General features: G+C 45.1%; 23 protein-coding genes. 20 read left to right on the top strand and 3 right to left on the bottom strand.

The window, feature by feature from the left end; all coding sequences use genetic code 11:
* Window positions 1-45 precede the first annotated feature (45 nt).
* Window positions 46-1284: a PucR family transcriptional regulator gene (locus tag MST20_RS11800; protein ID WP_243942334.1), complete on the bottom strand. Its 1239-nt coding sequence runs from the start codon at window positions 1282-1284 to the stop codon at window positions 46-48.
* Window positions 1285-1466: 182 nt separating this feature from the next.
* Here MST20_RS11800 and MST20_RS11805 point away from each other — a divergent pair, with 182 nt between their 5' ends.
* The 10 genes from MST20_RS11805 (at window position 1467) to MST20_RS11850 (ending at window position 15134) form a co-directional block, all read left to right on the top strand.
* Entirely contained in the window at window positions 1467-2876 is a 1410-nt protein-coding gene (locus tag MST20_RS11805; protein WP_243942336.1) for an alanine/glycine:cation symporter family protein, read from the top strand.
* A 332-nt stretch (window positions 2877-3208) separates the two neighbouring features.
* Window positions 3209-3505, top strand: coding sequence for a WXG100 family type VII secretion target (locus tag MST20_RS11810; RefSeq protein ID WP_003184900.1), 297 nt, complete (start codon window positions 3209-3211; stop codon window positions 3503-3505).
* 80 nt (window positions 3506-3585) lie between these two features.
* Window positions 3586-3825, top strand: a complete 240-nt coding sequence (yukD, locus tag MST20_RS11815) for an ESX secretion system protein YukD (protein WP_020452810.1) — start codon at window positions 3586-3588, stop codon at window positions 3823-3825.
* A 14-nt stretch (window positions 3826-3839) separates the two neighbouring features.
* Entirely contained in the window at window positions 3840-5156 is a 1317-nt protein-coding gene (gene essB, locus MST20_RS11820; RefSeq protein WP_075751295.1) for a type VII secretion protein EssB, read from the top strand.
* Window positions 5157-5192: 36 nt separating this feature from the next.
* Window positions 5193-9677 (top strand): type VII secretion protein EssC, encoded by a 4485-nt coding sequence (essC, locus tag MST20_RS11825; RefSeq protein WP_243942337.1) that lies wholly within the window; start codon window positions 5193-5195, stop codon window positions 9675-9677.
* On the top strand, window positions 9674-12748 hold the full coding sequence (esaA, locus tag MST20_RS11830) for a type VII secretion protein EsaA (protein WP_243942339.1): 3075 nt from the start codon (window positions 9674-9676) through the stop codon (window positions 12746-12748). Before essC ends, esaA begins: the two co-directional genes overlap by 4 nt.
* The gene (gene essA / locus MST20_RS11835; protein WP_043927996.1) at window positions 12738-13226 is read left to right on the top strand and encodes a type VII secretion protein EssA; all 489 of its coding nucleotides are present in this window, start codon (window positions 12738-12740) and stop codon (window positions 13224-13226) included. The genes esaA and essA overlap by 11 nt, the downstream gene beginning before the upstream one ends.
* Window positions 13227-13238: 12 nt before the next feature.
* A complete protein-coding gene (locus tag MST20_RS11840; RefSeq protein ID WP_243942341.1) occupies window positions 13239-13694 on the top strand; it encodes a hypothetical protein in 456 nt (151 codons plus the stop codon).
* A gap of 20 nt (window positions 13695-13714) precedes the next feature.
* The gene (locus MST20_RS11845; protein WP_243942343.1) at window positions 13715-14446 is read left to right on the top strand and encodes a (S)-benzoin forming benzil reductase; all 732 of its coding nucleotides are present in this window, start codon (window positions 13715-13717) and stop codon (window positions 14444-14446) included.
* 157 nt (window positions 14447-14603) lie between these two features.
* Window positions 14604-15134: an HD domain-containing protein gene (locus tag MST20_RS11850; RefSeq protein ID WP_020452803.1), complete on the top strand. Its 531-nt coding sequence runs from the start codon at window positions 14604-14606 to the stop codon at window positions 15132-15134.
* Here MST20_RS11850 and MST20_RS11855 read toward each other — a convergent pair.
* Complete coding sequence (locus MST20_RS11855) at window positions 15131-16594, bottom strand: esterase/lipase family protein (RefSeq protein WP_243942345.1); 1464 nt, start codon at window positions 16592-16594, stop codon at window positions 15131-15133. The genes MST20_RS11850 and MST20_RS11855 overlap by 4 nt on opposite strands.
* 312 nt (window positions 16595-16906) lie before the next feature.
* Here MST20_RS11855 and MST20_RS11860 point away from each other — a divergent pair, with 312 nt between their 5' ends.
* The 7 genes from MST20_RS11860 (at window position 16907) to MST20_RS11890 (ending at window position 22728) form a co-directional block, all read left to right on the top strand.
* Complete coding sequence (locus tag MST20_RS11860) at window positions 16907-18016, top strand: AI-2E family transporter (protein ID WP_165427956.1); 1110 nt, start codon at window positions 16907-16909, stop codon at window positions 18014-18016.
* 56 nt (window positions 18017-18072) lie between these two features.
* The gene (locus tag MST20_RS11865) at window positions 18073-18294 is read left to right on the top strand and encodes a spore germination protein (protein WP_243942347.1); all 222 of its coding nucleotides are present in this window, start codon (window positions 18073-18075) and stop codon (window positions 18292-18294) included.
* Window positions 18295-18367: 73 nt separating this feature from the next.
* Window positions 18368-18616, top strand: coding sequence for a YueH family protein (locus MST20_RS11870; RefSeq protein WP_243942349.1), 249 nt, complete (start codon window positions 18368-18370; stop codon window positions 18614-18616).
* Between the two features lie 94 nt (window positions 18617-18710).
* Window positions 18711-19112, top strand: coding sequence for a YueI family protein (locus MST20_RS11875; RefSeq protein ID WP_165427953.1), 402 nt, complete (start codon window positions 18711-18713; stop codon window positions 19110-19112).
* 182 nt (window positions 19113-19294) lie between these two features.
* Window positions 19295-19846, top strand: a complete 552-nt coding sequence (locus tag MST20_RS11880) for a cysteine hydrolase family protein (protein ID WP_026580053.1) — start codon at window positions 19295-19297, stop codon at window positions 19844-19846.
* 17 nt (window positions 19847-19863) lie between these two features.
* Window positions 19864-21333 (top strand): nicotinate phosphoribosyltransferase, encoded by a 1470-nt coding sequence (locus tag MST20_RS11885; RefSeq protein ID WP_023856157.1) that lies wholly within the window; start codon window positions 19864-19866, stop codon window positions 21331-21333.
* Window positions 21334-21507: 174 nt separating this feature from the next.
* Window positions 21508-22728: an EAL and HDOD domain-containing protein gene (locus MST20_RS11890; RefSeq protein ID WP_243942351.1), complete on the top strand. Its 1221-nt coding sequence runs from the start codon at window positions 21508-21510 to the stop codon at window positions 22726-22728.
* A 40-nt stretch (window positions 22729-22768) separates the two neighbouring features.
* Here MST20_RS11890 and MST20_RS11895 read toward each other — a convergent pair whose 3' ends face one another.
* Window positions 22769-23116 carry a YuzC family spore coat inner layer protein gene (locus MST20_RS11895; protein WP_243942353.1) on the bottom strand — a complete coding sequence of 116 codons (348 nt, stop codon included), beginning with the start codon at window positions 23114-23116 and terminating at the stop codon, window positions 22769-22771.
* 485 nt (window positions 23117-23601) lie between these two features.
* On the opposite strand from MST20_RS11895, the gene degQ reads away from it, so the two are divergent.
* From degQ to comX, 3 genes are all read left to right on the top strand, one after another.
* On the top strand, window positions 23602-23742 hold the full coding sequence (gene degQ / locus MST20_RS11900; protein ID WP_003184860.1) for a degradation enzyme regulation protein DegQ: 141 nt from the start codon (window positions 23602-23604) through the stop codon (window positions 23740-23742).
* A gap of 188 nt (window positions 23743-23930) precedes the next feature.
* Window positions 23931-24800, top strand: a complete 870-nt coding sequence (locus MST20_RS11905) for a polyprenyl synthetase family protein (RefSeq protein ID WP_243942355.1) — start codon at window positions 23931-23933, stop codon at window positions 24798-24800.
* Window positions 24801-24814: 14 nt separating this feature from the next.
* Entirely contained in the window at window positions 24815-24979 is a 165-nt protein-coding gene (gene comX / locus MST20_RS11910) for a competence pheromone ComX (protein ID WP_243942357.1), read from the top strand.
* Window positions 24980-24994 lie beyond the last annotated feature (15 nt).

Consider the following 24994-nt stretch of genomic DNA (forward strand, 5'->3'; position numbering starts at 1 on the left):
TCTTTGTTTGAATCGAAAAATAAAAAAACATACATTTGTGGAATTTCACAAATGCATGTTGCGAAGCTTGATTTCCAGATAAATCGTAAATTTTTCATTGATGTTTTTTAAATCGATTTCGGCGATTTTGCTGATGCGCTTCAGTCTGTAGTTCAGCGTGTTGACGTGAATGTTCAGCTTTTTGGCGGCGGTGTTGACGTTGCTGTCGCATTCGATGAACTGCTCAAGCGTCTCGACAAGATTGGAGTGGTGCTCTTTGTCATATGCTTCAAGCTGCATTAAAGAATAGTTTGGATAGCTTGCGTGTTTCCGTTTTTCGCTGAGCACGTCGAGATACTGATAGATGCCGAGCTCTGAAAAGCTGACGAGCTGCCTTGTTTCTTCGGGAAAACGCTCCTTGACCTTCAGCGCCGAGAGCGCTTCCTGATAAGACTGGTGTACAAGGGTGATCAAGCTGTACATTCCGCCGATCGCAATCGTGCAGTTGTTCAGTTTATAGCGCTCTTCAAGCTGCTTTTGTATATTCGCGGCAAATTGCTTTAAATCATTGAACGGCTGTCCCTTTTGCCCCGTTTTTGGCGAAGCGAGGACAATCAGTTCATTATAGTCGATTGTAGCCAGAAGAATTTGCACCTGCTGCGTCGTCTCCAGCATGTAGTGGAGCTGTTTTTCGGTTTTTTCTTCGATTTCGTCTTTCAGCCGGATGATGATGACCGAATAAGTTGAAGGAACTCCGATACCAAGCTGATGAAAGCCGTCGGAGATCTCCTGATCTTCCGAAATATGCCCGGTCAAGAGCTTCCAGAAAAATTCCTGGCTGCGCTGTTCATTTTTTCTTTTTCGGACTTGATAAGGCAGCAGCTTGTTTTTGACGGAATCCGCAGCCAGCTTCAAAAGGTGAAGCTCGTCTTCCGACAGCGTTTTTTGGCTTTCCAGCGCCCAGATAAAACCGATAACCTCGCTGTTTTTCCAGATTGATATCGCCACGCGGCTCGACAGGCCGACTTCATCGATTTGCTCGACCCTGATCGGTTCGTCGGTTTTCATCAAGGCGGGAATCGTTCCATCTTTCCACAGCTTGTTGATGACCTTTTCCGGCACTCGCCTTCCGATGATCGTTGACGTTCTCGCCGGGTCCGTGTAGTCGCTGTGGGTGCTGTAAGCAAGGAGACGGTGGTTGATGTCTTCTATTGTAATCGGACAGTCCAGCACCTCGCTGATATGATCTGCCACATCTTCTAAACGGTCATATTGATATTTAAAAGGATTGTTTCGATTGTTCATAAAAAAACCCCTACTTTTATGTTTGCATGAAAAAATTTTGACATATACCCATCTTACTTTTATTATGAATATAGTTGTTTGTTAAAATCAACAAAAAAGTCGCTGGTGATTTATTATTTTTCATAAATGCGGCGACGTATTACACCAAATTTAATTATTCTGAAATAAGAGGAGTAGGAACATTGGCGATTCTAGAGAAAATTAACGGCTTTTTATGGGGAGTCCCGGGCATCATTCTGCTTGTGGGAACCGGTTTATTTCTGACGTTCATCCTGCGGGGGCTTCAATTTAAAAGATTGATATATGCATTCAAGCTTGCATTCGGGAAAGAGAAAGAATCAGCCGGAGCAGACGGTGATGTCAGCAATTTCAAGGCGCTGATGACGACGCTTGCCGGAACGATCGGAAATGGGAATATTGCCGGTGTAGCCACGGCGATTACAGTTGGAGGTCCGGGGGCTTTGTTTTGGATGTGGCTCGTCGGTCTTTTAGGGATGGCTACGAAATACAGCGAAGCATTGCTCGCCACGAAATACCGCGTCAAAAATGAGCGGGGCGAATATTCGGGCGGGCCGATGTACTATGTCGAAAAAGGGCTCGGGAAGAAGTGGAAGCCGCTTGCCGTTTTATTTGCATTGTCAGGTGTGCTTGCCTCTTTTGGAATCGGGGATTCCGTCCAGTCCAACACGATTTCGGAAGTCGTCACACACAGTTTCGGAATTCCCGGCTGGATCATCGGCCTTGTGCTCGCGGTATTGACGGCTGCGATCATCTTCGGCGGTTTTCAGCGTGTCAGCACGGTTGCGAGCATTTTCGTGCCGGTCATGGCGGTTCTTTATATCAGCGGCTCACTGATCATTATTTTCCTTCATTATGATCAAATCATTCCAGCATTCCAGCTGATTTTTTACCACGCCTTCAACCCGGTGTCAGCTGCAGGGGGCTTTACGGGTGTGATCGTGTCTGAGGCGATCAGAAACGGCATGTCGAAAGGGATCTTTTCAAACGAAGCGGGTCTTGGTACCGCTGCTTTGATCGCAGGTAACACGAAATCCGATCACCCCGTCAAAGCCGCTTTGGTTGCGATGACGGGAACTTTCATCGTCACATTGATCGTATGTACAATGACGGGGCTTGTTCTCATTATCACGGGTTTCTGGGATCCTTCAGGCGGTCTGCTTTCTGGTGTTGCCCACGATACATCGCTTGACGCCGGCGCGCTGACAAACGCCGCATTTGCTTCTTCACTGGGAGCCGCGGGCAAATACATCGTGACGTTTTCAGTTATTTTCTTTGGCTACTCAACCATTGTCGGTTGGTATGTATATGGAGAAAAATGTCTGGAATATTTAGTTGGTTTAAAATGGGTGCCGGTTTACCGTGTCGTTTATGTCATCGCTACATATTACGGTGCAGTCGCAAGCCTCAATACTGTATGGGCTTTTGCCGACATGGCGAACGCATTAATGATGATCCCGAACCTGATCGCCCTTGTGCTCTTATGGAAAGTCATTCGGGCGGAAACTGACGATTTCTTTTTGCACCATTATAATAAGGAAAAACAAAAGTCAGCCGGCTTGAAAGCGGGCTGATCGAGACAAGCCTGCCTCTCTTAGAGGCGGGCTTTTTTGCGCTTATGCAATCCTTCCTTTATCCTATGGAAACGCTTCAGACTCAAATAGGTATATGTAACCATGTCATTTGACGCAAATGTTCCGAAAGAAGAAAATTGAGATATTTTTACTAGATTTCTATAATTTTTGCCGGGTGGAAATAGAGGAATGATAAACCTTTAGACTCATTTTGTAAAATAACAACAGATTTGTTTGACTGTGCCTCAATCTTGTTTTTATAATAAAAGCGTTCAAAAAAATAAGTTATTTAGCCCATATCTAGGGCGAATAGCGCAGGAGGTATAAGGAATATGTCAGGAATCATTCGTGTTACGCCGGCTGAATTGCGGCAAATGGCTGACAGATATCAAAAAGAAAGCGGAGATGTGACTGAACAGGTCAATCAGCGTCTTGATCAAATGATCAACCAGCTTCAAGATATGTGGGAAGGTGAATCAAGCCGTGCGTTCTCAGAGCAATATCAAGAGCTAAGACCTTCTTTTATTAAAATGGCTGAACTTCTAAGCGACGTTTCTAAACAGCTTCATCAGACTGCTAACACTCTTGAAAGCACTGACCAAGACATCGCTAGCCAAATTCGCGGCTAATTTACAGATTAGAAGAATGAGAGAAGCGCCTAATTCAAAAGAAGATGACGGCGCTTTTTCTATTGAGAGGTGATGAACTGGTGTATGTTGACATTACCATCGATTTAAAACATTACGACGGCAGCGCCTTTGACCTCAGGCTGTCGGATTACCATTCTGTTAAAAAGGTAATCGACATCGCGTGGCAAGCCAAAAGCATACCGGTACCTCCCCGGGAAGGCTACTGGGTAAGGGTGACAAATAAAGATGCCGTTTTTTCAGGCGAATATACATTATCGCAATGCGGAATTACGACAGGTGACCGCCTGGAAATTTTATGAAAGGATCTGGATGAATGGCAGAGAAAAAGAAAACGTATCTCGAAGACCAATTAGAGGCCGTCATGACGAAAGAAGACGGTGCATATATCTTTCGTTTTCAAAGAGAAAAGATCAATCTTGTGAACGGCTTGGAAGCAAACGTCATCAAAGAAGTCGATCCTTCCTTTAATAAAGAAACCGTCATGACCGATGATGAAGTCCAAATTTTGATTCAGCCTCCTTCCGAATATAAAGAATTTCGTTATATAAAAGGAAAAAATAAAAAGAGCAAATGGCTTTTTGCGTACCAGCTTGTGAAAGCCGTTGAAGAACATTCAATTAAAAGGCTGCACCTGATCGCTGCGCCTGAAAACATCGTTTTTGACAAAGGATTAACACCTAAATTTTTACATTATGGAGTGAAAGAAAGCATTCCGCCATATGAACACGACGAAGAAAGACTTTTCAATGAAGTGAAAGCCGCCGCTGCGCTTGCTGTCGACGGGCAGTTTACTTTTGAAGAGTATTTAAAATACAGCGAAACCATCAAGTTTTCAGATCAGGTAAAAGACATCATCACAAGCGGGACGTACGGCGATTTGAAAGCCGTCATTCAAAAGAGGATCGATGAACTGGATGCCGAAGAAAAAACGCTTGTCCATCTTCCGAAGAAGAAATGGAAGATTCAAAGGTACATAGGATTAGGACTTATTTTATGCTTAATACCGGCTGTTTTATTTTCCTTCTACTCATTATTCTTTGCACAACCGAAACAGCAGGCGTTTATCGAAAGCAACCGCTACTTCTTAAATAAACAGTACAGCAAAGTCATCAGTACGCTTGATAAATATGATGCCGGCGAGATGCCTGATTCTGTTCAATATCAGCTGGCTTATTCGTATATCATCGTTGACAATGTACTGAAGGAAGCGGATTTACAGGAAGATGCCATGAAGAGTCTGACGCTTCAAGTCGATCCGAATAACTTCCTTTACTGGATTCAGATCGGACGCGGCGCCAATAAAGAAGCGCTTGAGACGGCCCGTAAGCTGGAAAACAATGCACAGATTATGTTGGCACTTATGAAATATACAGATGACATTAAAGCCGATGATAAATTGTCCAGTGATGAGAGGCAGAAACAGCTGGAACCGCTCGAAAAAGAACTTGAAGAATTGAAGCGGACAGCAGATGAACAGAAAGCTAAAACTGATGAAAACCAGCAGGCAAACACCGAGCAAAGCCAGGCGGACGTAGAGGCCGCAAAGGCTGAAAAGGAGAAAGCCGAGCAAGAGCAGGCGAAAAAAGAAAATAAAGAAAAGGAAGACAAAAAGAAAAAAGATGATAAATAAAAGCGAAAACACCTGTTGTTGGCAGGAGGCGGAGAAATGAGTCTGTTATGGATTTTTTATCATAAAAACTATCAAAAAATAAAACTGGATGATCAGAACAGCCGCACGCTCACCATCGGGCCGGATTTGAAACATTCTGTCACGATCAAGCATTTTTCGTTTGAAAAAGGCCCGGTGGTACTGGAAAAGCAGAAGGACTCAGACGCTTTCAACGTGCAGCTGGGAGGGGAGACTGTCTCTTCTTTAAAGCTTGGCGGAAAGGCGTCCGTCCAAAGCGGCGCTGAACAGCTGACGCTTTTTTTAGCCGAAGAATCCGACAGCGTTCCCGCCTACTATTTGGGAGAGCGGCAGGAAGTCGTCATTTCTTCGCTCGATCAAGAAGCGGATGTTTATTTCCATGAAACGGATTCATTCTTTGGAGAAAATGGTACGTTCTCCTTCATCCGCCTCGACGGGCGATGGAATGTCCTGCCGAATGGCGCCAAAATTTATTTGAACGGAGAAGAAGTGTCCGCTTCGGTCTCTGTGCAAAATGGAGACGAAATCGCATTTGGACTGAATATTCTTCGCATCGTTGAAGATGACCTCTTGGAAATCGAGGGGTTCGGGCAGTATGATACGTCTTTGGAGAACATTCTCATGCCGAGCTCCGAGACAAAAAATAAATATCCGCACTACCGCAGGCCGCCGAGAATGATTTACGACCTGCCGGATGAAAAGATATCCTTCAGCTTCCCGGCGCAGGAAAGCGACGGAGACAACAGAGGCTTATGGCTGATGATTCTGCCTCCGATCGTCATGCTGCTCGTCATGGGGATCGTGGCGCTCATTCAGCCGCGGGGGATCTTTATCATCGTCTCCCTTGCGATGTTTATGATGACGCTGATTACGTCAACCGTGCAGTACTTCCGCGATAAAAATCAGCGTAAAAAAAGAGAAGAAAAAAGAGAGCGGGTCTACACCCTTTATCTTGAAAACAAAAAGAAAGAACTGCATGAACTTGCAGAAAGGCAAAAGTTTGTGCTCGATTTCCATTTTCCTCCATTTGAGAGAATGAAATATTTAACAAAGGAAATCAGCGGACGAATTTGGGAAAAATCGATTGAAAGCGCCGATTTTCTGCAAATCCGCCTTGGAACGGGAAATGTTGCATCTTCATACCAAATCAATTTGAACGGCGGAGATTTGGCCAATCGCGATACAGACCATCTCCTCGAACAAACGCAAAAAATGGAAGAGGTCTACAGTGAGCTGAAAAATGCGCCGATCACCGTGAATCTCGCCGAAGGTCCGATGGGCGTCGTCGGAAAATTGTCCGTCGTCAAAAATGAAATTCATCAGCTTGTCGGCCAGCTCGCATTTTTCCACAGCTATCATGATTTGCGCTTTGTTTTTATTTTTGACGAAGCCGAGTATCAAGAATGGGAATGGATGAAGTGGCTCCCGCATTTTCAGATGCCTCATATTTATGCGAAAGGGTTTATTTATAACGAACAGACGAGAGATCAGCTCCTTTCAAGCATATATGAGATTTTGAGAGAACGGGATTTAGATGAAAACAAAAAGAAAACATTGTATAAGCCGCACTTTGTGTTTATCATCACAAATCAGCAGCTCATCGCAGAACACGTCATTTTAGAATATTTGGAAGGCAAGCAGAAAAACCTCGGAGTGTCGACAATCGTGGCGGCAGAGACGAAAGAAAGCCTGTCCGAAAACATTCATACCCTTGTTCGTTATATTACTGAACAGGAAGGCGACATTTTGATCAAGCAAAAGAAAGCCGTCCAGATTCCATTTCAGCTGGATCATCACAACAGGGAAGACAATGAACTGTTTTCCCGGACGCTGAGAACGCTTGACCACCAGACGGGCATGACGAATTCGATCCCTGATACCGTATCGTTTCTCGAACTGTTCCAAGTGAAGGAAGTCGATGACATCGGAATCGGCCAAAAATGGCTGACAAGCGAATCGGCCAAATCTTTGGCCGTGCCGATCGGCTATAAAGGAAAAGACGACATTGTTCATTTGAACCTTCATGAAAAAGCACACGGCCCCCACGGGCTGCTTGCCGGAACGACCGGTTCGGGTAAAAGTGAATTTTTGCAGACTTATATTTTGTCTTTGGCGGTTCACTTTCACCCGCATGAAGTCGCATTTTTGCTAATCGACTACAAAGGGGGCGGAATGGCGCAGCCGTTCCGGAACATTCCCCATTTGCTCGGAACGATTACTAACATTGAAGGCAGCAAGAACTTCAGCAACCGGGCGCTGGCGTCCATTAAGAGCGAGCTGAAAAAAAGGCAGCGGCTCTTTGATCAGTATAAAGTCAACCATATCAATGACTATACAAAGCTTTACAAACAGAAAAAAGCGAAAACGGCCATGCCGCACCTTTTCTTAATTTCAGACGAATTTGCCGAGCTGAAAAGCGAAGAACCGGAATTTATCCGCGAGCTTGTCAGCGCGGCAAGGATCGGTCGAAGCCTCGGGGTGCACTTAATCTTGGCGACGCAAAAACCGGGCGGCATCATCGACGATCAGATTTGGAGCAACTCCAGATTCAAGGTCGCCTTGAAGGTGCAGGATGCGAATGACAGTAAAGAAATCCTTAAAAACGGTGATGCGGCTACCATCACGGTAACGGGCCGCGGTTATTTGCAAGTCGGCAACAATGAGGTGTATGAACTGTTCCAGTCTGCATGGAGCGGCGCCCCTTACATGGAGGACGGCTACGGCACAGAGGATGAAGTGGCGATCGTCACAGACACCGGATTAATTCCTTTGTCAGACGTTGACGCCGATCATACGGCGAAAAAAGAGGCCGTGACGGAAATTTCCGCCGTCGTTGAACAAATTGAACGGATTCAAGCGGAAATGGGAATCGAGAAGCTTCCGAGCCCTTGGCTGCCGCCGCTTGAAGAGCGCATACCGAAAACGCGCTACCCGTCTGAGGAAGCGGATGCCTTTAATTTTGCTTATATCGATGAACCTGAAAAGCAAAGCCAGGAGCCGATCAGCTACCGCATGATGGATGACGGCAATATCGGCATCGTCGGCTCGTCAGGCTACGGAAAATCCCTGACCGCCACGACGTTCATGATGAGCTTTGCCGAACAATATACACCGGAAGAATTGCATTACTACATTTTCGATTTTGGCAACGGAACGCTGCTTCCGCTTGCGAGGCTTCCGCATACCGCGGATTATTTCCTGATGGACCAAACGAGAAAAATCGAGAAATTCATGGTCCGGATCAAGGCGGAAATCGAGCACCGGAAAAATCTCTTCCGTGCAAAAGAAATCAGCCATATCAAGATGTACAATGCGCTGAATGAGGAAAAGCTGCCGTTTATTTTCATAACGGTCGACAACTTTGACATCATTAAAGACGAAATGCATGAACTTGAAAGCGAATTTATCCAGTTTTCACGCGACGGCCAGTCGCTTGGAATTTATTTAATCCTGACCGCGACAAGGGTCAATGCGATCAGACAGTCGCTCTTGAACAACCTGAAAACAAGGGTTGTCCACTACCTGATGGATCAGTCTGAAGCATATTCGATCATCGGAAGGCCGGAATTCAGCCTTGAACCGATCCCTGGACGCGTCATTATCAATAAAGAAAACCAATACTTCGCACAAATGTTTATGCCTGTGGAAGCGGACAACGATATCGAGTTGTTTGAAGGGATCAAAGCCGACATACAGGCGATCGCAGAAAGCTCGGAAGGCATGAGAAAGCCGACGCCTGTGCCGATGCTGCCGCTCGAGCTTTCCGTCACGCAGTTTGTGAGAGATTATCCGCTGCAGCCTGAAAGAGGCCTTATTCCAATGGGGCTCGATGAAGAATCTGTCGAACCCGTATACTTTAACCTTGAGAAAAATAAGCACTGCCTCATCATGGGTCAGACGCAGCGCGGAAAAACAAACGTCATCAAGATCATGCTCGAGCACCTGCTTGACCATGACACGAAAAAAATTGCCGTGTTTGATTCGATAGACAGAGGGCTTTCTCAATATGCGACAGAGGATCAAATCAGCTATCTTGAAACGAAAGACGACATTATGCTCTGGCTGGCTGAGACGGAAGAAATTTGCCGGACAAGAGAAGCGATGTATTTGGAAGCCGTTAAACAAGGCGAAATCGACAACCTTGATTTTTCACCGATGGTCTTTATCGTCGACGGACTTTCACGGTTCCAGCAGACGATCGACGCATCGATTCAGGACAAAATGGCGATGTTCATGAAGTCTTACGCCCATTTAGGTTTCCACTTTATACCTGCAGGTAATCACAGCGAGTTCACAAAAGGCTATGATTCGCTGACAAGCGAAGTCAAGCAGGTCAGACACGCCATGCTATTGATGAAAAAATCCGAGCAGAACTTGATTCAGCTCCCATATGAACGCCAGGAGCCGGAAATTCTCCCGGGCTTTGGTTATATCGTTGAAAACGGCAAAGAGAGGAAAATTCAAATTCCTTTATGTGCCGTAGAAAGGAAGAAAACGAAATGACGGAACAACAAAAAAGCACGCTGAAAATTATCAGCGCCATCGTCACGATCATCTTGCTGCCCGTCTTGTTCTTTCATTTCATCGGTGAGAACCCGACGAAAAAGGTATCGAACGCGACAAGGGAAATCGCCGTCGTCAATGAAGATACCGGCATTTTGAAAGATGACGGAACCGTTGATAATGACGCGCTGCTGGGAAACGAAATCTCGGCCTCCCTGGTTGACCGTCCGGACTATAAATGGACGGTCGTCAACCGGAGTGCAGCAGAAAGCGGACTTGCGGAGAAGCAATACGATGCGATTGTCTACATTCCGTCGGACTTTTCGCAAAATATTTTAAGCTACAACCATGAGCGTCCGCAAAAAGCGGAGCTGGAATTCAAAATTCAGGACCAGCTTGACGCCGTCAACAAGGAAAAAGTCCAGCGCGAACTTCAAGACGCGCAAAAAACGGTGAGTAAAAAAATGTCTTCCCTGTACTGGCGCTTTGTCAAACAGGGAGTCAAAAAGGTCAGAAAAGAGTTTGACAGCATCGTAAACAAAGAATCAGAGTTCCAAAACGCGATGTACAATTTCTACAAGCCGAGCTCCAACAATTTAGCGGGCGAAGTAGAAAGACAAAAAGAGATGATCGACAGACTGAAAGAGTCGATCAATGAAACAGAAGGCACATCAAAAGAGCGCAACGCAAGCGTCGAAGACTCCAAAAAACAATTGGACAGCTTCGTCGACAACGTCAATCAGTACAAGCAATATCAAGAAAAGCAATCGGAACTGCTTCAAGCTGCGCAAGCGGATAGTGAAGGCCAGATCCAAGACGGCCTTACGGTCATTAAGGAAAAGCAGTCCAGCGCTACGAGCCGTTTCAATGAACAAATGAGCGGCATGGCCGCTTCGTTCAATGGTTTGCAAAATCAATTCAGCCTGACCGCGAACTCTTTTCAAAACCTGCAAACGACGCGGGAAAATCAGGTGCCTATACAATTTAACGGGATTGACAGGATTCAGAATGAGTTAATCGATGATTATCAGGCGCAAACGAGAAGCTATAATCTGAGCATGCTTCAACCTAAATTGATAGAGAGGCGCTCAGTGTTAACCGTTCCACAGGAAGATCCTGGCACCACAAATCCTGATGATGATCAAGATAACGATGATAAAGATCAAAATGACGACGAAGAACAGCCGAAAGATTTAAAAATCGATCTTCAAGAACAGCAAGATGAATTGAAGAGCATCGCGGCTGATCTTAAAGAATTATCGGACGGGCTAAAAGATTCCACGGGGAATGATGGCGACAATTCAGGAGATAAAGACCCATCTGCCGGAGAGCCGAATCAGGATCAAAATCAAGACCCATCTGCTGAAGAACCGAATCCAGATCAGAGTCAAGACGAAACCGGGGAAAACGGTCAGCAGGACGGTTCAACTTCTGCCGGCGATACAGGCGACCAGGGAACGGGCGAAGACGGCCAAACGGAGAACCCGGGAGACGAGCCTGAAGACGAAATTGCCAAGTTAAAAGCACAGCTCAATCAAGCCGCTGCTAGAATTGAAAAGGTGGAAACAGATCTTCGCGAAAAACAGGAAACGCATAATGAAGAGCTGAAAAAGAAACTTGAAAAATTTAATGATAAAGTCACTGAATTAACGAATACGATTAAAGATTTAAATCAAAATGTCGAGATGCTGAACAAGAGAATTACAAAGCTTGAAGAGAGCCGGAATGAAGACTTCAAGACGATTTACAGTCAAATCGAAACGCTTGAAAACGAGATATTAAGCTACCCGATGGGTGCTGAGAGAAAAGAAGCATTAAAAGAGGCTTTTGCTTCTGAAATCAATACAAGAGATGTCCGCGATCTTCTCAGGTATCATAATACGTTGTCAGTATATAGAACAACGCTATACGGATCAGTAGATTATCCAATTAAGAACAATGTCATCTCCGCGAAAAAAGACAGTGTGAATACCGTCCTTAAAATCGGTGAAACCGAAGCGGAAAAATGGAGCAATTTAAAAAACAACATGCTGTCTACAAACGAAGACATTGAAAATTACACAACAGACATGACCGATTTCGTCAAAAGCTACGGCGATTTCATTAGTGAGAAGCAGACCGACGTGCTGAATGAGCTCAGCACGATTTCAGAACGAGCAAATGCCGTATCTGAACAGCTGCGCAATCCGGAAGGCGCCGGAACGGCGGTCATGCAGGGAGACGCGACAGATGGAACGATGGTCATCAGCATGCAGGATACGCTTGGAAATGACATTTTGCAGCTGTCTAACATGCTCGGTTCCTTGTCGGAAACGCAATCAGGTGTCATCGAGTACACGGGCAATATTCAGGAAAGTGTAAACGATGTTCAGAAAAAAGCGGATACCCTGAATTCAAACTGGGGTCAAAATGTCGCGACGACAAAACTGATCCGCGGAGACGTGTACGGCATTCTCGGCAATGCGTTCGGAGGAAACGACGGATATGTATACGATCATCTGGCAAGTCCGGTGAAAATCAGCGGGGATGTTCCAGAGTCGAAAGCGCAAAACGTACCGCCGGTCGTCATTCTTGTGATTGTGATGCTTTCCAGCTTGCTGATCGGATACTTCAGCCATCATTATCAAAATGCTCCGCTCTTAGTCAGAGGCGCGCTGTTTGGCATTTTGAATATTATTGTCGGACTAATGATCAGCCTGTTCGGTTTGAACATTTACTCACTAGCAGACGATCAGGCCGTCATGTGGTCGGTCTTTACGATCTTGCTGCTGGTCGCAAGTTCAGCCATCATCCGGACGGCGTTTATGCTGGGATCGCTCGCAGGCGGAATCGCAACAGCCGCTATGGTGCTGTTCTATGTAGCACCGCTGCTTGACTTGGCGATGCCGAATTTCAGCTTTAACAATCCGGTATCAGCCGTATATATGTCGATTCAGTACGGAACTGGAAGCCAGTTTGCACTCGGAATCGGAGCATTAATTTTAATCACGATCATCGCGATTGCTGTTCCTTTTATTATCGATTTTGCAAAATCAAGAACAGAAGAAAGCGAGACTGACCATGATGCTTAATGCGAAATGGGGAAAGAAGGGGATCATGGCAGTCATGCTCTCCTTCTTTCTTTTCACTCCGATCGTAAAGGCGGAGGAAACCGATAAAGTCGATGTCAAGCCGAACGAGTATGAAAAGCAGGATATTAAAATCGAGACGGACTATCTTCAGGAAGAAGAGACGGAATACAAAGAAGAAATATCAATTCCAGAAGAACTGAAGGAATTCTCATTTACAGATTCGAAAAAAGAAGATGCCATCGAAAAGCTGAAAAGCCTGTCCGGAAGCTTCACGAATGAAAGCAATTCCGTGGCGTCAAAGCTGAAGCAGCTTGACCTGTCATTCTCGGCAAATCCGTCCTTATCGGGACGGGAAGATGATGCTGCGGAAAGCCGGCAATCCATCTTCCTGCCTATCTTATACGGTCTGCTGATCCTCTTATGCATCGCCGGTCTGTTCTTTTTGATTCCGAAAGTCAGCGGTCAGCAGAAAAAATAGGAGCGCTCAACAATGAAAAGTCCGAGGTTTTATAAGGTGCTGTCTGCATGGCTAGCTTTTGCATTGGCGGCGATTTGGTTATTAATACTTGTGGCAGTACACGGGCTGCTCATATTAGAATCCATTTTCTATTACATTGTAGTCATCTGCACATTAGGCATCATTTTACTGATATACCCATCGATGAGGGAGGGACACGATCAGGCAATGGCGGACTTTGTCCACTACGGTTATGGCTTGCTAGGCTCGAGTGTGGCACTCGCCATCATGATCTTTGCTTTGATTCGCGTTTTAAAAGGGAAATGCGGTTCATGGACGCAAGGTCTGCTTGTTTTGGGGGCCGCTCTTCAGCTGATTGTGTTCGAATGGTTCAGTTTACTGACGGCGGTTTTTTACGTGCTCGCCGCGTTTCTTCCGGAACAGAAAACCGCTGCACTTGAGAAGCAGGCTGATGAATCAGTACAATAATGGATAAGGAGGGACGCCGTATGCATTTATCCATTGTTACCGGAGCGTCAAAAGGGCTTGGCGCCGCGATTGCCGAAGGGCTTTTGCAAAAAGGCCATCTTGTTCACGCTGTCTCAAGGACCAAGTCTGAAATCAGTCATGACAGGCTGATCCAGCATGAGGCCGATCTGACACAGCTCGCCGAAACAGAAAAATGGTTTCGGCAATTGACAGAATCTGTCCAAGCCCGCGATTTTGCTTCGATCACCTTGATTAACAATGCGGGCATGGTGACGCCGATCAAGCGCGCCGGTGAAGCTGAACCGGAAGAGCTGAGGCTGCATTATGACTTGAATTTGTTAGCGCCGGTGATTCTCAGCCAGCTGTTTACCAAATGGCTCAAGCCATACAAAGGCAAAAAATCGATTGTCAATATATCATCAGGCGCGGCCAAAAACCCTTATAAAGGATGGAGCGCCTACTGCAGTTCAAAAGCGGGGCTCGATATGTTCACAAAAACATTCGGCTTTGAACAGGAAGATGAGTCTGATCCGGTGAAGATGATTTCTTTCTCACCGGGGATCATGGATACCGGCATGCAAGAGGTTATCCGTTCATCATCGCAAAAAGACTTTCATGAAATTGAACGATTCAAAACCTATCAAACAGAAGGAAAGCTGAGAAGCACGCCTTATGTCGCCGGCGTTCTGCTCGACCTGCTTGAGACCGATTTTGAAAACGGCAGGGTATATGACATTAAAGAGTTTTTGTGAAAAATAAAAAAACAAGCACATCAAATCGATTGTGCTTGTTTTTATTTTATTATTGCGCCAGTTCATATAGCGGAATTTTGAATATGATGTGTCAGATCAATTGAGATTTGCATGAAAATATGTTAGGATTCTAAAAATATATAAAGGAGGGGTTTACATGAGAAACGTAACATTAGTGGATGTATTCACCCATCCAATCGCACAAAAATATTTAACACGCTCCGGTGTAGCTCATGCCGTAGCCTGCGCTTACCACGCATACCGCCTGGCGGTGCGGGCGGGAGTAGACCCTGATATTGCGACAAAAGCGGCTTTGCTGCACGATATCGGCCATTATGAATGGTATACCGACGGGGAATGGGATTATGAAAAATACAAGCAAAACGACATTCACGCGATAAAGGGAGCCGAGCGCGCCCACAAGCTTCTGATCCGCCTCGGCGAAGATCGGAAAGCGGCAAAAGAGATTGCTTTGGCGATTTTGCTTCATACCGATTCCTATTTGCCGGAAGGGGACCTCGATAAAAACAAGCTGCAGGAAATCGTCAAAAAAGCGGATGAGCTGGACGAAGAGCCTGGCGGAAACCACCATTACCGCAAAATCGATCATAAGCTGGCGCTTGAAAAGATCAGAAAGCTTGACCGCATGGTCGATGAATCTTTATCTCCCATGAAAAGAACGGTTTAATCGGACAAAGGGCTGTTTTCAAACTTCTCCCCTTTGTCATTTACATAAATAGAGCGGATGATCGTCCTGTTAAACGGCGAGTTGTCTGCCGTTTTTCCTGAAAGGTCGATCGTCACCGAATACATGCCCGCTTTTTTGAATGACAGGCTGTTTTGCAGCGCATTGATGGAAGTTGGTTTCAGCGACTTTTTCTCGGCTTGTTTTCCGTTTTCGTAGCGGATGGAACGAACGGACGCCTTAACATTCGCAAGATTTGACGATTCTCTGGTAACCGCGTTTTTAATTTGCTCGTTCAGAGGAGAATCGTACGTCACAATGAACAAAAACGCCTCTTTTTGTTTGACGGATGATGCGATCTTCCATGTACCTGCAGCCGGATTTTTAATGGCAGCGGAATGGACAAATCCCCCTTCAAAAACATCTGCCGTCTTTGCTATTGAAAAGTCTTTGAGCGGCTTGCCGCGCGGATCTGTCAATTTGATATTTCCCGAGGAATGATTGCTCAGCCAGTGAACGGTTATTTCCTTGACGCCTTTTTCAACGGCGAATTCCTCTTCTCTCAATCCGTGATTTTCCCCTCCTCTGATGAAAGGGTATGATAGGTTTTTCTTGATGTTAGCTGTTTCATTTGCATATGCCTGAACCGTCAATAAAGGCATAAATACAGGAAATGTGAGGTTTCCTTTAATAATCGAGAAGTGATCCCACTTCCCTGTATTCAGGTTTGTGGCGTAAGGGAGTCTCGCGTTTTTTTCGGTGACGGCTCCGTCATTTTCGCCAAACATGTTTAAATAGACGCCCCCAAAAAATAAAACGCTGCCGAACCCGCCGATTTTATTGCCTGCCAAGGTGAAATATTTGGTTTTCGATCGATTGGGATGATTGTCGGTCTGATCGCGGAACGATTTCATAAACCCCGTTTGGAGCGAGTAAACGGCATCATTTCTTTGGCCTAAAATAGCGGCGAGCCATCCTGCCCAGCTGCTGTAGGCAAGGTCTGCCAGCTGCGAGCCGTGATGGGGGGTTCCGAGCGTAATCACGCGCTCGACATAATGGTATGCGTTGTGATGAATCAGCGCCGATTGACTGTCAATTCCGCCTTTGCTGTAGGAAACGAGAATGACCTTGCGGCCGAAATGCTGGTAGATTTCGCGCAGTTTGGCGGCCAGCATCGCTCCGTTATCCTGCATGTCTTTATCGGGGTGGAGATCGATAAAAGCCGCATTATATCCGTTTTTCCACGCCTGCTTCGCCATGTCATTTTCGTCAAACCAAGCGCTTGAAGAGCCGTTTAATCCATGGACAAATACAATCGGCGGTTTTGCGGGATCAGGATGTTCCACAGGGTCTCCCGCGAACCAGTGGCCCGGATCGCCGCCTCCTCCTTTAAATCCTCCCGCTTTCGATACATGCGGATACACGAGCAGCAAAACAAGCATGAGCAGCACCAGTTTTTTCATCGTTGTTCACCTCATGGTTTTTGTTGTAAGCGTTTTCATCATATTTTCTTGAGGTAAACTTTATACCAACGGACTGAAAAAATTTAGAAAATCTTCATAAACGGGAGGAATATTTACAGTGAAGACCGAAACCGGTATTCAATATGAGGATATATTCCAACCGTCGACATAACCGCCGCATTTTTTCACCTTTTTTGAAGGAAATGAAACTCTTTTCCCCGCCGTCCGTATTGATGATGTAAAAACAGTTGACAGACGATGGTGTCAATAGTAGTTTTTAGAGTAATGAAAACAACCGGGAGGAAACAAAGCTTGTTAAAATCAAAAACCCATTTTTGGACGCTGCAAATTTTATTGGTTCTTCTTATTATTTATGTATCGACAAAAGTGTCTTTTCTTTTCGAACCGATCATTGTATTTGCATCGACTTTATTTACTCCGATTTTAATTGCGGGAATCTTGTATTTTATATTCAATCCGATCGTGCGGTTTCTTGAGAAAAAGCTGCCGAGAACGCTGTCGATTCTGCTGATCTATTTGGCGTTTGTGGCATTGATCGTGTTTGTATTGTCATCTGTCGGTCCCGTGTTTACAAAGCAGGTGACAGATCTGTTTAACAGCATCCCGTCCTACGTGAAACAGATCCAGATTTTCATTAAGCAAATGTCGAATTCGCAGTGGTTCACTTGGATAATGAATCAGGACTTCGTATCGGTTGCCAAAATCGAAAGCTCAATCGGCGAATACTTGACGAGCCTGCCTGAGAATATTACAGGGAGCCTGTCTTCTGTATTCGGCGTTGTGACCAACATTGCGCTCACGGCTGTTACCGTGCCGTTCATCCTGTTTTATATGCTGAAGGACGGCCACCGTTTCCCGAATTTGGCTGTCAAGATTCTGCCTGACAAGTACAAAAATGAAGGGCTGAAAATTTTTAAGGATTTGTATGAAACGCTGGCGGCTTACATTCAAGGACAGCTTATCGTTTGTATGTTTGTCGGAACGGCGTGCTTCATCGGTTTTTGGATCGCCGGTGTGAAATACGCGCTGATTCTCGGCTTGATCATTGCCGTGACGAATATTATTCCATATGTCGGACCGTTTCTTGGAGCGACACCGGCTGTCATTATCGCTTTTCTCGACTCGCCGACGAAAGCATTCATCGCGCTGATCATCGTCGTTGCCGTTCAGCAGACAGACGGAAATCTGCTGTCGCCGCTGATTATCGGCCGCCGTTTGAATACGCATCCGCTGACGATCATCCTTTTATTAATCGGCGCCGGAAGCTTCGGGGGCATTCTCGGCATGATCCTGGCCGTTCCGGCTTATGCCCTGCTCAAGGCTTTTACATTGAATATCGTCCGCCTTGTCCGTTTAAGGCAGAGGTATAAAAAAGAAACGGCGGAAAATGCTGAAGTCTGAACGTTTTGCCCATTTTCACATATGATGCTAATAAATTGAATAGCGGAGGTGTGAAGATGCCGGCGATCGTTGGACCGATTTTTATCAGGGAAGTTGTTGATGACAGCGCAGCCTTCTTTGGAGATGTGTTTGCCATTTCCCCGAAGTGCACGGATGTTTCCGGAGGAGGAGCGGGTGCATTTTTAACAGGGGACTACGGTTTGATACAAAACAATAGCAATAAAACATCCTTCACAGATGCGGATGTGGTGGACGGTTCCCAGTCATTGAACCTGTAACAGCCTCTTTTAAAGAGGCTGTTTCTTTTTTATAGTATAATGGGAAAAAAGATAGATAAGGCAGGTGACAAAGATGAAAATCAGGAAGGCAAACATCTTGAACAAAGATCAGATGATCACAGACGTTTACCTCCATGAAAATAAAAAGGAATTTCATACGCTTGTGGCTGTGCCGCAACTGGAGTGGAGTAAGCTGATTTCCTATGAGGAAGAAAAGACAGAGCTCGTCGAAAAGCTTGACCGGTCATTGTCGAAAGTGGCTGAAGCGGATGCGGCCGAGGAGCTGTCCAAAAAGATTGTACAATGGGTGACCGAAATGTAGCCCGGACTCATGCCCGCTGTTTTCATGGGCATACTGATAAAAAAATGCAGCTTTAAAAAACGCTGGCAGCAAGATAAACTGGAGGGTCTAAGACGTGAGCGACCAATCAATGGATCAATATTTACAGCAGGGAATGTACGGACCACGCGAAACGAAGCCGGATGAACGCAGACTGTTTTTAGGCTCGCTGAGGGAACGGGTCATCATCGCATTGACTAAAGGACAAGTGCTGCGTCCGCAGGCATACCGTGAAGTCATCGATGCGCTTGGCTCAAAAGCGGATGCGACATTATTGCTGAACGGTGAAATTGCCTACTCTCATTTATCTCCTTACATCAAGGAGTCCAATAAACAAGGCGTTCCTTTTTCCATCGTGTCCGACCAGCAATCGGATACTCCCCTTGGACTTGTCCTCGCGGCCCGCGAGGCCGTAGAGAAAGAATCGATTTATGTTCAGGACGACATCTTTGAACAGTCGGTTTTAAACAAGAGATGAGGCGCGGGTTTTCGCACGCGTCTTCCACAGGGCGTGCGAACCCGCGGTTTTTGTTTTTTTCTGAAAAAGAAAAAGCCGCTGCTGGCGCGGCTTGGCAGCCATATCCGCTGGATTCGCCATTCACTTGTCCGTTTAGATAAGTTATAATGTTACCTATCATACAAAAGGCGGGGAGGGCGGCAATGAAAAAAGCTCTTATATGTATCGATTATACGAATGACTTTGTCGCAGCTGACGGAAAGCTGACGTGCGGAGAACCAGGCCGGAAAATCGAAGACGCCGTGACGCGTCTCGCGGAAACGTTTATTCAAAACGGCGATTACGTCGTATTTGCAGTCGATTCACACGAGGCCGGCGATTCGCATCATCCGGAAACCCGTTTGTTTCCTCCACATAATATAAAAGGTACATCAGGACAGGATTTATACGGAAAGCTTGAAGCGCTTTATCGAAAACACGAACATGATCAGAATGTCTATTACATGGAAAAAACAAGGTACTCTGCTTTTGCCGGGACAAACCTTGAGCTGAAGCTTCGTGAAAGGGATATTAAAGAACTGCACCTCGTTGGCGTATGCACAGATATATGCGTGCTCCATACCGCAGTAGACGCTTATAATAAAGGGTTTAATCTTGTCATTCATCAAAACGCAGTGGCTAGCTTTAACCCGGACGGGCACGACTGGGCTCTTTCTCATTTTGCAAACACCCTGGGAGCCTCAGTGTCAGATTGAGGAAGGAGAAATGAAGGTTGGAACACCGTTTTACAGACGACAGTCTAGCACTACACACAGACCTATATCAAATTAATATGGCGGAAACGTATTGGCGCGACGGCATTGATCAAAAGAAAGCCGTTTTTGAACTGTTTTTCAGAAAGCTCCCTTTTGACAGCGGTTTTGCCGTTTTTGCCGGTCTTGAAAAAGCGATTGAATTTTTGCGGGATTTCAGATTTACTGAAAGCGATTTAGTTTATTTAAAAGAAGAGCTGGGCTTCAAAGATGACTTTCTCAGCTTTTTAAAAGATATGAGATTTACCGGTTCGCTTTATTCCATGCAGGAAGGCGAAATCGTGTTTGGAAACGAACCGATCATGAGGATCGAAGCGCCTTTGGCCGAAGCGCAGCTGATTGAGACGGCTCTGCTCAACATTGTGAATTACCAAACATTGATCGCGACAAAAGCCGCGAGAATCAAAAGTGTGATCGGAGATGAGACGGCGCTCGAATTTGGAACAAGGCGCGCTCATGAAATGGACGCGGCGATGTGGGGAGCAAGGGCCGCGATTATCGGCGGGTTCGATGCGACAAGCAATGTCCGCGCCGGCAAGCGGTTTGACATTCCGGTATCGGGCACGCACGCCCATGCGCTTGTTCAAGCCTACCGCGACGAATACACGGCATTTAAAAAATATGCGGAAACCCATAAAAAATGTGTCTTTTTGGTCGATACATATGATACGGTGCGTTCCGGCATTCCAAATGCAATCAAAGTGGCGAAGGAATTCGGTGATCAAATTGAATTTTCGGGAATCCGCCTGGACAGCGGAGACCTCGCCTATTTGTCGAAGAAAGCGAGAGCCATGCTGGATGAAGCCGGATTTACTGATACAAAAGTCGTCGCCTCAAGCGATCTTGATGAGTATACGATTATGAACCTGAAAGCCCAGGGCGCAAAAATCGACGTCTGGGGCGTCGGCACAAAGCTGATTACCGCTTATGATCAGCCGGCTCTCGGCGCGGTTTACAAACTCGTTTCCATCGAAGAAGACGGAAAGATGGCAGACACGATTAAAATTTCTTCGAATCCGGAAAAAGTGACGACTCCAGGCTTGAAAAAGGTGTACAGAATCATCAATCAGCTGAACCATCATTCAGAAGGCGATTATATCGCTTTGGACTATGAAAAGGTCAATGAACAGGAGCGGCTGAAGATGTTTCACCCCGTTCATACGTTTATCAGCAAGTTTGTGACGAATTTTGATGCGAAAGACCTTCACCAGCCGATCTTTGAAAAAGGCGAGCTTGTTTATGAGAATCCGAGCATTCAGGATATTAAGCGGTATGTTCAAGAAAATCTCAGTTTGCTTTGGGAAGAGTATAAGCGGATCAGCAAGCCCGAAGAATATCCTGTCGATTTAAGCGAAGCTTGCTGGAACAATAAGATGCAGCAAATTCACGAAGCGAAAATCAAGGCGAAAAAAGGTCTGGATCAAGGTTGACTCTGTAAACGATAGTTTTTAATATAACTGGGGATTGAAACAGATAATTTCTTCGGGGATTATCTGTTTTTATTTAAGTTCAATATTTGGGCGGATTTTTTAAGCAGACGGGATTTGCTCATTTATTTGATATACTTAAAAGCGAAGGCACCTCAGTCGCTAGGGGGAAGAAGAATGAGGGTATTCGTTGCCAGACAGCCAATATTCAACAGAAAAGAACAAGTTGTCGCATACGAGCTTTTATACAGAGAAAGCGAGAAAAACTTTTTTTCCGGTATTGACGGTGATCAAGCGACAACAGAATTGATGATTAACAGCTTTTTAAACATTGGAATCGATAAATTGACAGAAGGCAAAAGGTATTACGTGAATTTTACCGAAGGTCTTTTGGCATCAGGGCTGCCGACTTATTTTGATCCGGACCAGCTCGTTGTAGAAATCCTTGAAGATGTGCCGATCACCCCTGAGCTTATCGAAAGGTGCAGACATTTGAAAAGCCTCGGCTACACGATTGCCCTTGATGATTTTTGTTTAAAACATCGCGTGGAGAGGGGCTTGCTCCATCAGCTTTTGGCATCCATTGATATTTTGAAGATCGATTTTTTCAAAACGACGCGGCAGGAAAGACAGAGCATCCTTCGATCATGCCGGAACCACCGTCTGACGTTCCTCGCTGAAAAAGTGGAGACGCGAAAGGATTATGAACAGGCTGCAAAAGACGGATTTCAACTGTTTCAAGGCTATTTCTTCAGCGAGCCCGCTGTGATTGACGGTCAGGACATTACATATCATTTCCATGCTTATTATGAGCTGCTGCATGAATTAAGCGAAGATCAGCCTGATATTGAAAACGTCACAAATATTATAGAACGCGATTTGTCGCTTTCCTACCAGCTGCTGAAGCTGTTGAACTCTCCAGCCAACCGGCCGATTCAAAAGATTAAAAGCATCCGCCAGGCTATCGTGCTTCTCGGATTTAAAGAAATCAAAAGGTGGATCTTCATCCTCTCATTTAAGGATTTAACGAAAAAGCAAAACTCCAGCAAGAACGAAGTCGTCAAGATTTCGCTGATCCGCGCCAAGCTTTGCGAATTGCTGGCGAAAAAAACGAATCGCCCTCAGCCGGCTTCTTATATGCTGACAGGCATGTTTTCATTTATCGATACACTGCTGCACAAAGAACTGGCGGAAGTCATCAGCGAACTGCCGCTGACGGACGAAGTAGGACAAGCACTGCTCGGCAAAGAAAACGATTATCGAAAAATCTTGCGGCTTGCAAAATCGATCGAACGAAACGAATGGGAAGACAACACGCCAGAAACAGAAGGCTTAACAAAAGATGAAGCGTATCAATGCTATCTTGAAGCCGTTGATTGGTGTCAAAAACTTTTATAAAAAATTCCGGCTCTTTTTTAGGGGCCGGAATTTTTTTGCGCTAAGACCAACGCAATAGCAGGAATATTCTGCTGCGAGGGCTGATGAGTATGATGCGGATGCCGTCGGGATCGAAAGAGGCATCAAGCTGGCTGTGGACGCCGGTTTGCCTGAGCAGGGCAAGGACGGTATTTTTTTGGTTGCTTTGGGCAGCCGTCATGATTTGGTGAGCTAAAGCACGCGATGCTGAAAGCCGGCTTAAAATTCTTTGTCCGTCAGCCATCAAGCCCTCCGCTTCTTTTGCCGAACGCGAAAAGGCGCTGGCTTCAACTTCGGGATAGACCTGCCGGCAGTGGACATGTTGGTATGGATACATCCAAAAGCAATGAGAAGGAAGCAATATGAACACCTCTTTTCAATTTTTACGGGTCAAATTGCGGTTTTTGCGGTGTAAGGCGAAGGGATGGTTTTTTTAAAGGGCCGAAATGCGTGTCGGTCTATTGCGTGTTTTTCGGTGGTGCATACCCGATCTGCGTTCCGTGAACAATCAAGTTTTTCTATTCCCGGCTAGTTATTACTTTAGACTCAAGGTCGCAAAACGAACAAAAAACAACTGAACTTGTGATGTTAAAGGGGTTTATAAGTGATCTTTATTTGATTCCTTGAAAAACAAACTAAAATTTTATGTTTCATTAGGAATTGTGAACTAATCACAAATCGTGTAAAATGGGTGTTATGGTCTATTTGAAGTTTGCGGTGTAACGCATGAATTTATATGCAACTTTTCGGTGAAAAATAGACCAATTCCCTTTAAACTTGTATTAACAGATCAAATACCTATGACTCGTTCACTATACACAAATTGATTGATCTTCCAAAAGGAGTGTGGAACCGGTGGAAAAGCAACAAATTGAAGAATTAAAACAACTGCTTTGGCGGCTTGAAAATGAAATCAGAGAAACAAAGGACTCCTTGCGCAAGATTAACAAAAGCATTGATCAATACGATAAGTACACATATCTAAAAACCTCGTAAAAAGACTTGTTTCAGACAAGTCTTTTTTTTGTGTGCAAACGAATCCAAAAAAAGGATAAATTATTATATAATTGTTAAATAAAAAAATTGCTCTGTCAATCGGGAATTTGATTTAGTAAAATATTAAGAAAGGAGGGAGCACCATCTCTAAGCTTTTTTGTCTAGATCACAGTAAAATCAAGCAAAGAATGAATCATTTTATAGACATTGAGATTCCCAACGAGGACTTAAATCGGACGCTGCACGCTTTTCTAGATGCAAAGGACCAGTTGCATTTCAGCGAGCTTGCTTTTTATCATTACCAAAGTTTCGGCGGCACGGACACTGATGCGGCGGAAACGCTTGGAGCAGGCATAGAACTCTTGATTCTTGCGTTTGATATATTCGATGATTTAGAGGATGAAGACAGCCCCGATGAACCATGGATGAAAATCAACCGTTCAGTCGCAATGAATGCGGCGACTGCGCTTTATACAATAAGCATTAAAGTGATCAGTTCGGTGTCGAAAGAACCGGTGTTTTTTGAAAAATTGATGGAATATATACTTCAATCGATGCAGGGACAGCATGACGATCTCAGCAACCGGCCTGCCACTGAAGATGAGTGCCTTGACATGATCAAGCGTAAATCCGGGGCGCTGACGGCTCTTCCATGCGTACTGGGGGCGATGCTTGCCACGGGCAACTTTGACCCGACGGTTGAAAAGTACGCCTACCAGCTGGGCATTGCTTCACAAATTGAAAATGATTATAAAGCACTTTTTTATGATTCAAAAAGCGATATCGCCAAGAAAAAGCGGACGCTTGCGTACTTATATTTGTCAAGAAAATTTAACCAGCCGTCAATTGATTTATTAAAAACATTTGAAACTGAGGATAAAATCGCCGATAAAGAAATAAAATGCTATAAAGAGAAATTGAAAGCAGCAGGCGTCACTCAGTATATGTATGTTATGAATCAGCTCGCTATTCAGAAATTTAAGAAGGGAATCGAGGAGCTGGAGTTGGGGGATATGGAGAAAGAACGTTTGATGTCTACCCTGCTGAATAACAATTAAAGAGGAGACTATGTATGCAAGATATTGTGAACTTTTTGGTCGAAAATCCTGAAGTATTAAAAAAAGTTGTTGATGGGGATGTTTGTTTATTAGGCATTGATCCAGAAAAAACAGGAGTAGTGGTTGACAGTATTAGATTATTAGGTAAGAGTTGGGGTGGAGGAGGATTTTGGATTTAAAATTCTTCCTTAACT

Source organism: Bacillus sp. B19-2 (assembly GCF_022832475.1).
Taxonomy (GTDB): Bacteria; Bacillota; Bacilli; order Bacillales; family Bacillaceae; genus Bacillus; species Bacillus paralicheniformis.